Genomic DNA, 11,435 nt, shown 5'->3' on the forward strand with positions numbered 1-11,435 from the left:
CACTCGTCGGCGATCTTCCAGCCGGCGATGCTGAACAGGTGACATCACAGCGAGCAGTCGCCGTCTACGGCGCATACGGGCACACCGGCCGGTTCATCGTCGCCGAACTGCGGGACCGCGGGATTTCGCCGATCCTCTCGGGCCGCGACGCCGCCAAGCTGGCGGCCGCGTTCCCGGGGGAGGAGGTGCGGCCCGCGTCGGTGGACGACCCGGCCGCGCTGGACGCGGTCTTGGCGGGGGCCTCGGCGGTCATCAACGCCGCCGGGCCGTTCGCCGCCACAGCTGGGCCGGTCATCGAGGCGGCGATTCGCGCGGGCATCCCGTACCTGGATGTCGCCGCCGAGGTCGAAGCTGTCGCGGACACGTTCAAGTACGACGATCGGGCTCGCGCGGCCGGGGTCACGGTTGTGCCTGCGATGGCTTTCTATGGCGGGTTGGGTGACCTGCTGGCCACCGCCGCGATGGGCGACATGGCCGTTGCCGACGAGATCCACCTCGCTTACGCGTTGAGCAGCTGGAAGCCGACCGAGGGTACTCGCGCCTCAGGTCGGGTGTCGAAGGGGCGACGCGACGGCGGGCGGCTGGTCTACAAGAACCAGCGGCTCGAGCTTCGTGCTGACAGTGCGCCTTTGACGGAGTGGGCGTTTCCCGATCCGGTGGGGACGCGGGCCGTCCAAGCCGAGTTCACCATGGCGGACAGCGTCACCATTCCCACGCACCTCAAGGCCTTGGAGATCCACACGTACATGACCGTCTCGCCCCTCGCGGACCTGTTCGACGCTGAGACCCCGGCTCCGTCGGCCGTCGACGACCGCGGGCGCTCAGACCAGACGTTCATGGTCGAAGTGGTTGTGCGGCAGGGGGATGAGCGGCGTCGCGCGGTTGCTCGCGGCCAGGACATCTATGCGATCTCGGCGCCGCTGGTGGTCGAGGCCGCCGAGCGTGTCCTTAGTGGACAGTTCGCGCCCGGGGTTGTCTCGGCTGGTTCCGCCTTCGACGCGGGCGACTTCTTGAGGTCGCTGCGGGATCTCTCGGTGGAGATCGACTGAGTTGGCGATGCCCGACCAGGACCGGGGGGCCTGGTCGGGCATCACCTTGACCTAGAAGGTCAGCTTCCAACTATCGATGTAACCCGTGTCGTAGCTGTAGACGTCGCGGACCTGGAGCTTCCAGGTGCCGTTCGCCACCTCCGTGGACGCGTTCACCGTGTAGGTGGTGATCACGTTGTCGGCCGAGTCGCTGCTGCTGGAGTTCTTCATGCGGTATGCGGAGCCGTCCGGGGCGATCAGGTCGATCACCAGGTCGCCGCGCCAGGTGTGCTTGATGTCGACGCCGACCTGAAGAGTGGACGGCGCGTTGCCCGTGACGCCGGAGACGGTGATCGAGCTGGTCACCGCGCTGCCCGCGTCGGGGATGTTGACGTTGTTGGTGTTCTCGAAGACCTTGCCGGTGGGCGGGGGCGTGGTTCCACCGCCGAGTTCGTCGGCCTTCGCTTTGATGGCCGCGGAAAGAGCGCTGACTTCGGCGTACACGCCCGGGTAGTTCGGGCGGGCGCAGCCGTTGCCCCAGGAGACGATGCCGACCTGGATCCAGGCGTTGTTGGCGTCGCGGCGGACCATCGGGCCACCGGAGTCGCCCTGGCAGGTGTCGACGCCGCCCTGGGTGTAGCCGGCGCAGATCTCGACGGCGGGCTTGAGCGACGGGTACGAGGACTTGCAGGAGGTGTCGTTGACGAACGGTACGTCGGCCTTGAGCAGGTACCGCTGCTGGCTGCCGCCTTCGGACGCGGCGCCCCAGCCCATCACGGTGAACGTGCCGTTGTCGTAGGCGTTGGTCATCGCGATCGGCAGCTTCGCCGCGCCGGTGATCGGGCTGGACAGCTTGATCAGCGCCCAGTCGCCGCCAGCGGAGGTCGAGTAGCCGGGGTTCTTGTAGACGTAGGAGGACGTGCGCTTGATGGCACTGGTGCTCTGCAGGTCGACCACGCCGTAGGTGGCGGTGATGCTCGTGTTGTTGCCCGTGCCGCTGACGCAGTGGGCGGCTGTGAGGACGAGCGAGTCGGAGTACATCGCGCCGCCGCAGCCCATCGAGAGCCGGACCATCCAGGGAAATTCGCCTTGCGCCGCAGGGCTTCCGCCGACGACCTGCGGGGAGACATCATCCGACGGTGGCTGGGCCCCGACGGCCTGGCCGGTCGACATGCCCACGAGGACGGCGGCTCCCACGACCACCATCGAGGCCCTGCGTAACTTCCTCAACCAGTTGCGCTCGATCATCTTTGCGTCCTTTCACGAACCACAGTGCGAGTTGTGGTGCCAAACCGCGGCTGGCTGCCGCGATCCGTTCGTGGCGCCCGGGGCAGGGGATAAACCCTGCCCCGGGCGTTTTTCAGACAAACCTGGCGACATGCGACAGGACCTGAGGGGACCGTGACGAAAGCCGATCACGGTGCCCACCCGACCGCACCATCACGCGGTAGGTGACCAAATGTTCGAATTACGGGGAGGCCGGAAAGGCGAGCTTCCAGCTGTCGATGTAGCCGGTGTCGTAGCGGGCGACGTCCTGGACCTTGAGCTTCCAGACGCCGTTCGCCACCTCCGTGGACGCGTTCACCGTGTAGGGGGTGATCACGTTGTCCGCGGAGTCGTTCGACGAAGAGCTCTTCATCCGGTAGGTCGAGCCATCCGGCGCCACCAGGTCGATGACCAGGTCGCCGCGCCAGGTGTGCTTGATGTCCACGCCGACCTTCAGCGTGGCCGGTGCGTTGCCGCTGACACCCGAGACCGTGATCGAGCTGGTGATCGCGGTGCCCGCGTCCGGGATGTTGACGTTGTTGGTGTTCTCGAAGACGCCGCCCGTGGGCGGGGGCGTGGTGTCGCCGCCGCCGAGCTTGGTGGCCGCCGCCTGGATGTCCGCGGCGAAGGTGCTGACCTCGGTGTAGATGCCGTACTTGTTGGGCCGGGCGCAGCCGTGGCCCCAGGAGACGATGCCGACCTGGACCCAGTTGTTGTTGGCGTCGCGGCGGGCCATCGGGCCGCCGGAGTCGCCCTGGCACGTGTCGATACCGCCCTCGGGGTAGCCCGCGCAGATCGAGTCGGACTTCACCAGGTTCGGGTAGGACGAGGAGCCGCTGCAAGTGGTGTCGTCGACGAACGGCACCTTCGCCTTGCTGGCGTAGCGGTTCATCGAGTTGCCACCCTCGGAGGTACCACCCCAGCCCATGATGTCGAACGTGCCGTTGTTGTTGGCCGTGGTGGTGGCGATCGGCAGCAGCGCCGCGCCGGTGATCGGGCTGCTGAGCTTGACCAGCGCCCAGTCCTTGCCCGCCTCCACGTTGGTGTAGCCCACCGCGGAGTGCACGTAGCTCGAGGTGCGCTTGATCGCCGCGGGGTCCTGGCGGTCGACGACGCCGTAGGTGACACCGATGGTGGTGTCGGGACCGGTGCCGTTGGTGCCGCGGTCGTCGACGCAGTGCGCCGCGGTCAGCACGAGCTGCTCGGAGTACATCGCGCCGCCGCAGCCCATCGAGAGGTGGACCAGCCAGGGGAAGTCGCCCTTGGCGGCCAGGGTGCCGCCGACGACCATGGGGCTGACGTCACCGGGCTGCGAGGGCGGCGGCGCGGCGAGCGCCTGTCCCCCCACTGCGGCCAGGACGGCGGTGAGGCCGGCTGCCAGGAGGCCCGCCTTCTTCATTTTCGAGATTCGCACAGTGTTCCTTCCGTGACCGTCCACAGTGGAACGCAGGGCGTGGACGGTCGCGCGGTTGTGTGACTTGCCGAACCACCTGGGACTGGTGGCCGCATAAGGAGGTGCTCCGGGCCGAGTTGCGGGTCGACCCGGAGCACCTGGTGTGAACTGTGTTTCAGCGATCAGCTCAGAAGGTGAGCTTCCAGCTGTCGATGTAGCCGGTGTCGTAGCGGGCGACGTCCTGGACCTTGAGCTTCCAGGTGCCGTTCGCGACCTCGGTCGACGCGTTCACCGTGTAGCTGGCGATCACGTTGTCGGCCGAGTCGTTGCCCGAGGAGTTCTTCAACCGGTACAGGGAACCGTCCGGAGCCACCAGGTCGATGACCAGGTCACCGCGCCAGGTGTGCTTGATGTCGACGTCGACCTTCAGCGTCGCCGGGGCGTTGCCCGTCTGACCGGTCACGACAATGTCACTGGTGACAGCCGCGCCCATGTCGGGGATGTTGACGTTGTTGGTGTTCTCGAAGACCGTGCCGGGCGGCGGCGTGGTGCCGTCGCAGGTCAGGCCGATCGAGCGCTTCGGGCAGTCCGAGTACTCAAGCAGGTAGAGCACGGCCGCCTTGTTGCGCGAGGTCTCGCGGGCGATGATCTCGTCACCGGGGTAGAAGCCGCCGCCGGAGGCGGACGCCGGGAACATCTCGAAGGTGTAGCCCCAGATCTTGTGCACGCCCCACAGGTAGTCGTCGATCGACCCGTCGGTGATGTAGAGGTCCGAGGACTGCTCCGGGGTGTAGCCGTTGGTCTGCGCCATGGCGCGGCCCATCGTCGAGAAGACCTTCTGCTCTTCGGCGTTCAGGCCCTCGGCGGTGTCGGCGGTGGTGTAGCCGAACGGCCAGAGCACCAGCTCGCTGTAGGTGTGGAAGTCGATCGCGGTGCTGATCTGCTGCTTGCCACCGACGACCCGGCTGCGCACGAAGTCCGAGAGGACCTTGACTTCCTTCGCCGATTCCGGCGCGGTGCCGCGGTAGGTCTCGGAACTGGTGCTGCCCGAGGAACCGCCGCAGCAGCCCCACTTGTAGTTCCAGTTGCGGTTCATGTCGGTGCCGACGTAGGACGAGCCGGAGTTCGGCTGCCGGTTCTTGCGCCAGCTCTTGTAGGAGCCGGTGGAGATGTCGAACTCGCCGCCGTCGGGGTTGACGTCGGGCAGGATCCAGATCTCGCGGGTGTCGACCATGGACTTGACCTTGGCGTCGGTCGCGTAGGTCTCGGTGAAGGTCTTGATCAGGTAGATCGCCATCTCGACCGTCAGGTGCTCACGGGCGTGCTGGTGGTGGGTGAAGAGAACCTCGGGCTCGTTCTCGTCCACCGACGGGTTGTCCGAGATCTTCAGCGCGTAGATGTCGCGGTTCTCGTAGGACTTGCCGATGACCTGCTTGGTGATGATGCCGGGGTAGTTGGCGACGGCGTTGTTGATGACCGTGGTCATCTCGGCGTAGTTGTGGTAGTTGGCGTCCGAGCTCGGGAAGTCGTTGATTCCCTGCGCGCCCTGGGTTCCCTGGGTGAGCGCGGGTGCGGCTTCGGACTCGACGGTGAAGCCCTGGGACCGGATCTTGCGGACCTCGGCGGGGGTGGCGGTGATCATCAAGCGGCTGTCTTCGGTGCCGTTGATGGCCGCGCCGGTCGCCGCGATCGCGCTGCGCTGCTGGGAAGTCTTGACTCCGATGACGTGGTACTCGGCCGATGCACGGGCTTCCTGGGCGGCGGCGGCGTTCTCGCCGCTGGCAGGGTTGCCGCTCATGGAAATGATCACGGCAAAGGCGGCGAGCGCCCCGACCATGACGGACAGGCGTTTGCGATTCACGCGTGCCTCCTGCAAGGAGTGCCGGAATTTCCGACACTGGAGGGGTAGAAACTTCGCCGCGCGGACAGGATCAAACCCTGGGGGTGCCCTCATGACTCATGCCCGCGTGGCTATGACATTCGAATACTGACCGGGTGTCATGCCCATCACAAGGCTACGAGTGGCTGCCGTCGTTACCGGTTTATTCACAGACCCTTCACTTCACGTGGGTCAGCGCAGGCCGATCCGCCGCATCAGCCGCAGGGAACGCGCCATGATCCCCGTGTAGCGGCCGTAGGGGATGGCTTTCGGCGGCGGGATGACCCGGACCCGCTGAACCGCGACATTCTGTGCCTCGGTGTATTTGAGCAGCCCTTCGACCCCGTGCCTTCGGCCCAACCCGGATGAGCCCATTCCGCCCATCGGCGCGTCCATGCTGGAGTAAGCCGCCGCGTGGCCGTCGTTCACGTTGACCGTCCCGGCCCGCAGCCGGTGCGCGACCCGGCGGGCGCGGTCGAGGTCGCGGCCGTAGACGCTGGCGTTGAGCCCGTAGCTGGTGTCGTTCGCCAGGGCGATCGCGTCCTCCTCGTCGCGGAAGGGGTAGATCGACACGACTGGCCCGAAGGTCTCCTCGGCGAAGCACGCCATGTCCGGGGTGACGCCGGTGAGCACGGTCGGCTCGTAGAACGCCGGTCCGAGGTCCTCCCTGGGCACGCCGCCGACATGCACGGTCGCGCCCTTGGCCCGGGCGTCGTCGACGTGTTCGGCCACGGCCTTGCGCTGCCTGGTGGAGATCAGCGAGCCGACGTCGCACTTGTAGTCGTAGCGGGCGCCGAGCTTGAGGGCGCGGGTCGCGTCGACGAACTTCGCGAGGAAGGAGTCGTGGACCGACTCGTGCACGTAGATCCGCTCGATGTGCATGCAGAGCTGGCCGGTGTTGGCGAAGGCGCTGGTCACCGCGCCGTCGACAGCGGCGGCGACGTTCGCGTCGGGGAGCACGATCATCGGGTTCTTGCCGCCGAGTTCCAGCGAGCAGCCGATGAGCCGGGCCGCGGCCCGGGCGCCGACCTCGGCGCCGGTGCGGGTCGAGCCGGTGAAGCCCACGTAGTCGGCGTTGTCGACCAGCGCGCCGCCGACCGTCGGCCCCTCTCCGAGCACGACGGTGATCAGTCCCTCCGGCAGGCCCGCCCGGTAGAGCAGGTCGACCCCGTAGAGCGGGCTCAGCGCGGTCTGGCTGTCCGGCTTGAGAACCACCGCGTTGCCCGCCATCAGCGCCGGGATCGAGTCGGACATGCCCAGGGCGAATGGGAAGTTCCACGGCGAGATGATCCCGACGACACCCTTGGGCTGGCGCAGCTCGGTGGCCTTGATCGCCAGCGGCATCATGCCCTTGCGCGCGCGGGCCCGCAGCAGGCGCGGCGCGGCCTTCAGGTAGTGGCTGGTGGTGATCGCGGGCTCGATCAGGTCCTCGAACGCGTAGCGGCGCGCCTTGCCCGTCTCGGCCTGGATGAGGTCGGCGATGGTCTCGCGTTCGTCGAGGACCAGCTTGTGGAACCGCTCGAACACGCCCATCCGCTCGCGCACGTCGAGCTCCGCCCAGTGTGCCTGCGGCACCCGCGCGGCGTGCACGGCGTCGGCGACATCGCGGACGCTCGAACACGGCAGCGTGGCGAGGGTCGCGCCGGTGAAGACCTCGACGTTGGAGATGGTCTCCGGGCCGGAGGCGGCGACGTGTCGGGACAGCCGGGTGATCAGGTCGTCGGTGATGGTGGCGGGTGGGGTCATCCTCGGGTCTCCTCCGCGCCCGGGGCGCTGTCGGCGGCACGGGCCTCGTAGTCGCGTCGGTCGGCGGAGTCGAGCGCGTCGAGGAACAGGCGCTCACCGCCGAGCCCGCGGCTGAGCCATTCGCCGACCCGCCGGGGCAGCAGCGCGCCCACGCGCACCGCCGGGCCGACCGATTTGGGCACGTAGACGTCGAATCGCGGGGAGCGCAGCGCGCCGACGATCGCCTCGGCGACCTGCTCGGCGGTCACCGGCTTCACGCCCTTGCTGTCCTTGAGGCCCGCCGCCAGCTCGGTCCGGACGATCGCGGGCATGACACACGAGACGTCGACACCCGTGTCCCGCAGTTCCAGCCGCAGCGCCTCGGAGAAGCCGATGACACCGAACTTGGTCGCGCAGTAGGTCGCGCCCGCGGGAACCGGGATCCGGCCCGCCGCCGACGCCACGTTGACCACGTGACCCGACCCGCGCCGCTTCATCCGGCGCACCGCCTCGCGGCTGCCGTGGATGACCGCGTGCAGGTTCACCGCGAGCTGTGCGGCGGTGGTCCGGTCGGGTTCGTCCTCGATCAGCGCGATCGGCATGATCCCGGCGTTGTTGACCAGCACGTCGATCGGCCCGATCTCCGCTTCGACTTGGTCGAGCAGCGCGGTGAACGCGGCCCGGTCGGTCACGTCCAGTCCGTAGGCGGTGGCGCGAATGTCGAACTCACCTGCCGGGAGGGGCGACTCGCGGGTGAGGGTGGCGGCGGTCTGCTTGGCCAGGTCGGCGTCGAGGTCGGCGACGACGACGCGCGCGCCCGCGCGGACCAGCGCGGCCGCGGTGGCCGCGCCGATGCCGCGGGCGCCACCGGTGATCACCACGACCTGGTCGGTCAGCGAGCGTGCCATGGGGCTCCTTGTCCTCGTCGAGCCAGACAAGAAACGTAACCGGTTCTAATTCTCCGCACCAGGGTCGACGACGAGGGCGAGCTCGCCGCGGACGTGGCCCGCGTCCAGTTCGCGGTGCGCGGCGATCACCTCCACCAGTGGGTATGTCTTGACCGGCAAGGTGATCGCACCAGTGGCGTGCAGATCGGCGAGCAGCGCCAAGGTGGTAATCGAGCGCTCCCGCCGCATCTCCGGGACACCGAGGGCGCGCCCACGCGCGTGGTCGGCGATGGTCCCGATCCAAGTCCGGTCGGCGACCAGTTCGAGGGACATCCGGGGCCTCGCCGCCCACAGCGTCGAGCACCGCGTCCACCGCGTCCGGCGCGAGCGCGCGGATCCGGTCGGCCGGCCCGTCGCCATAGCGCACCGGGACCGCTCCCAGCGAACGCGGGTACTCGTGGTTTCGCTCGCTCGCGGTGCCGATCACCCGGGCGCCCCACTGGGTGGCCGGCTGCGTCACTAGCCCGCTTCCCCGGAATTCAAAGGCTTGGTCACCGTCCCTGTCATGGTGCGATTGGGCCTTGGCCGTGGTCGGTTTTCGTCACGGTCCCCTGAGGTGACGCGAACTGTGCTTCGACCACGGCGGTGAACTCCCGCGGCGCACCCGCGCGTCCACCGGATTCACCCCGGCCGCCCGCACTCGGGCCCGTACCTCGCCCGGGCCCGCGACCGCATCGTCGAGCAGGTGCCTGGTGAGGACCTCGGGGTCGCCGAACGCCGAGAACATGATCGCTGTCGTCATGGTGACCACCATGCGACCTCCAGCGCGCACGAGGTCAAGGCGTCCCCGCAAAAGATAGGTAGGGCTACGTAGTGATCCCTGGGTTGTTCCAGGTGCCGAATGGTCGCATCGTTGTCGCGGATGGCCGCCGACCCTGCTGGCGGCAATCCCCATCCGGCGGCACGGATGGCGAATGTGATGTCGGTATCGCAGTTGTCAGGCGATGCTGTCAATGAGCGGAGAGAGAGGCGTCCACGCCCTCGTCTCTCTCTCCGCTGGCATTCGAATCGGATTTACTCAAGCCTCGCCGGATGATCCCTCACTCGTCCGGCATCCTTATCGTGGCGAAAGTGTCCGATCGGCAACGGACACGCGCTGAACAGCCCGGATGCGAGGGTCTTTGGTTCTGGCGCCGTCGCGACCCGAGGCGGGAGGGCCGTTTCCAGCAGGGGGCGGCCTTCCCGCCTCGCATCTATTGCTAGCGGCGAATTTAATAGTGGAAATACCCCCGGGTCGGCGTATTCGACATTTCTACTCCGGTCGGGGTAACTTCTCTGAAATGTGCGTCGGGGCATGGATTCAGTGCACCGGAATGCGCATCATCGTCAGTGCGTCTGGGGCTTCCCTGTACCGCGCCGTCCGGCGTGGACGCCCCCTGAGTTCTTCGGAGGAATCCGTGTTCCTGCGCTCAAATACCCGGCTGCGGCGCACCATCATGGCCGCGTCCATCAGCTTCGGTCTGGTGGTGACACCCGGCCTCGCGTTCGCGGCCCCCGCTGCCCCGGCGGGCTCGACCGCGGCCGCCGCGCCGAGCACCATCCCCACCGGCACGCGCGCCTACTTCGTGATCACCGACCCGGCCAACGTCGCCGCGGGCAAGACCGCCGTCACCAACAGCGGCGGCACCGTGTGGAACTCCTGGGACGCCATCGGCGTCATCGTCGCCCACACGACGGCCGCCGACTTCAAGTCGAAGGTGCGCGCGGTGACCGGCGTGCAGTACGTCGGCGCGACCCGGACCTCCGACGTCCCGACCAACGCGGACAACCCGCCGATCCCGAGCAACAGCGCGGGGCAGAACCTGGGCACCGAGGCCGTGGGCTGGGACATCAAGCAGCTCAAGGCCGACCAGGCTTGGGCGACCGCCGACGGCACCGGCGTGACCGTCGCGGTGCTCGACACCGGCGTCAACGACCAGCACAAGGACCTGGCCCCGAACTTCGACGCGGCCAAGTCCGCGTCCTGCGCCTACGGCAAGGTCGACAACCGCACGGGCGCCTGGCGCAGCGTCGGCTCCAGCGGCCACGGCACGCACGTGGCGGGCTCCATCGCGGCGGCCAAGGGCAACGGCGGCATCGTGGGTGTCGCTCCCGGCGCGAAGATCTCGTCGATCCGCGTGGCCGAACCCTCCGGCGAGCTGTTCTTCCCGGAGAACACGGTGTGCGCCTTCATGTACGCCGTCGAGGTCGGTGTGCAGGTCACGAACAACAGCTACTGGACCGACCCGTGGTACGGCCTGTGCGCCAACGAGAACGACGGTGACCTCAAGGCCATCGAGGTCGCCGTGCGCCGTGCGGTGAACCACGCCAGCGGCGCGGGCATCGTCAACCTGGTCGCCGCGGGCAACGAGAACAAGGACTACTCGGCCAAGGGATCCACCTCGGTGAGCCCCAACGACTCGCAGCCCAAGAGCCGCAACATCAACACCGGGTGCCCGCTGATGCCGCAGGAGGCCGAGGGCTCGACCGTCGTCGGCGGCATCGACCAGCAGGGCTCGCGGTACAACATGTCGAACTACGACACCAACGGCACGCTGGATGTCACCGCGGCCGCCGTGAACGTCAACTCGACCTCGGCCAGTGGCGGCTTCCAGCAGATGACCGGCACCTCGATGGCGTCCCCGCACGCCGCGGGAATCGCCGCCCTCGTCAAGAGCGCCTTCCCCGCACTCAAGGGCAAGGACATCGAGAAGAAGATGAAGGAGTGCTCCGGCACCTACACCGACCCCAAGTACTACGGGGCCGGTCTGCCGGACGCCACCAAGTGCGTCTCCGGCGGCGGCGGTGGCGGCACCAGTTGGACCAACGACAACGACGTCCAGATCACCGACAACAACGTCGCCGTGACCTCCTCGGTGACGGCCAACGCGACCAACGCGCCGTCGGCCACCTCGAAGGTCTCGGTGAACATCGTCCACACCTACCGTGGTGACCTGGTCATCGACCTGGTCGCGCCGGACGGCACCGTGTACGCCCTCAAGCCCGCCAGCGCGAGCGACTCGGCGGACAACGTGATCGAGACCTACACGGTCAACCTGTCCGGTGAGGGCATGACGGGCGAGTACAAGCTGCGCGTCCGCGACGCCTACTCGTGGGACTCCGGTTACATCAACTCGTGGAAGCTGGACTTCGTCGGATAACGACGGCGCTCCAAGGCTGACGCAGTGATCCACGGTGGCTCTCCCGCAGTCCGCGGG

The 11,435-nt window shown here is 67.9% G+C and carries 9 protein-coding genes and 1 pseudogene; 2 read left to right on the forward strand and 8 right to left on the reverse strand.

All coding sequences use genetic code 11. From position 1 onward, the window contains the following. Positions 1 to 38: 38 nt before the first annotated feature. Positions 39 to 1,049 (forward strand): saccharopine dehydrogenase family protein, encoded by a 1,011-nt coding sequence (locus tag GPZ80_RS23780; protein ID WP_187223304.1) that lies wholly within the window; start codon positions 39 to 41, stop codon positions 1,047 to 1,049. 51 nt (positions 1,050 to 1,100) lie between these two features. On the opposite strand, the gene GPZ80_RS33800 is transcribed toward GPZ80_RS23780, so the two are convergent. The 8 genes and pseudogenes from GPZ80_RS33800 to GPZ80_RS23815 form a co-directional block, all read right to left on the reverse strand. Beyond that, complete coding sequence (locus GPZ80_RS33800; RefSeq protein ID WP_312880550.1) at positions 1,101 to 1,394, reverse strand: proprotein convertase P-domain-containing protein; 294 nt, start codon at positions 1,392 to 1,394, stop codon at positions 1,101 to 1,103. A gap of 90 nt (positions 1,395 to 1,484) precedes the next feature. Next, positions 1,485 to 2,276: pseudogene (locus tag GPZ80_RS23785) on the reverse strand (S1 family peptidase); the annotation flags it as partial. A gap of 220 nt (positions 2,277 to 2,496) precedes the next feature. After that, a complete protein-coding gene (locus tag GPZ80_RS23790; RefSeq protein WP_312880533.1) occupies positions 2,497 to 3,708 on the reverse strand; it encodes a trypsin-like serine protease in 1,212 nt (403 codons plus the stop codon). 166 nt (positions 3,709 to 3,874) lie between these two features. Beyond that, positions 3,875 to 5,548 carry a M14 family metallopeptidase gene (locus GPZ80_RS23795; RefSeq protein ID WP_312880534.1) on the reverse strand — a complete coding sequence of 558 codons (1,674 nt, stop codon included), beginning with the start codon at positions 5,546 to 5,548 and terminating at the stop codon, positions 3,875 to 3,877. A 210-nt stretch (positions 5,549 to 5,758) separates the two neighbouring features. Further along, positions 5,759 to 7,312 carry a succinic semialdehyde dehydrogenase gene (locus GPZ80_RS23800; protein ID WP_187223306.1) on the reverse strand — a complete coding sequence of 518 codons (1,554 nt, stop codon included), beginning with the start codon at positions 7,310 to 7,312 and terminating at the stop codon, positions 5,759 to 5,761. Beyond that, positions 7,309 to 8,199 carry an SDR family oxidoreductase gene (locus GPZ80_RS23805; RefSeq protein ID WP_187223307.1) on the reverse strand — a complete coding sequence of 297 codons (891 nt, stop codon included), beginning with the start codon at positions 8,197 to 8,199 and terminating at the stop codon, positions 7,309 to 7,311. Before GPZ80_RS23805 ends, GPZ80_RS23800 begins: the two co-directional genes overlap by 4 nt. 45 nt (positions 8,200 to 8,244) lie before the next feature. Beyond that, positions 8,245 to 8,511 carry a zinc-binding dehydrogenase gene (locus GPZ80_RS23810; protein WP_187223308.1) on the reverse strand — a complete coding sequence of 89 codons (267 nt, stop codon included), beginning with the start codon at positions 8,509 to 8,511 and terminating at the stop codon, positions 8,245 to 8,247. 268 nt (positions 8,512 to 8,779) lie between these two features. Beyond that, positions 8,780 to 8,980 carry a hypothetical protein gene (locus GPZ80_RS23815; RefSeq protein WP_187223309.1) on the reverse strand — a complete coding sequence of 67 codons (201 nt, stop codon included), beginning with the start codon at positions 8,978 to 8,980 and terminating at the stop codon, positions 8,780 to 8,782. Between the two features lie 655 nt (positions 8,981 to 9,635). Here GPZ80_RS23815 and GPZ80_RS23820 point away from each other — a divergent pair. Further along, on the forward strand, positions 9,636 to 11,378 hold the full coding sequence (locus GPZ80_RS23820) for a S8 family peptidase (RefSeq protein ID WP_222719778.1): 1,743 nt from the start codon (positions 9,636 to 9,638) through the stop codon (positions 11,376 to 11,378). Positions 11,379 to 11,435 lie beyond the last annotated feature (57 nt).

The sequence above is a fragment of the Actinokineospora xionganensis genome, assembly GCF_014323725.1.
Lineage (GTDB): Bacteria > Actinomycetota > Actinomycetes > Mycobacteriales > Pseudonocardiaceae > Actinokineospora > Actinokineospora xionganensis.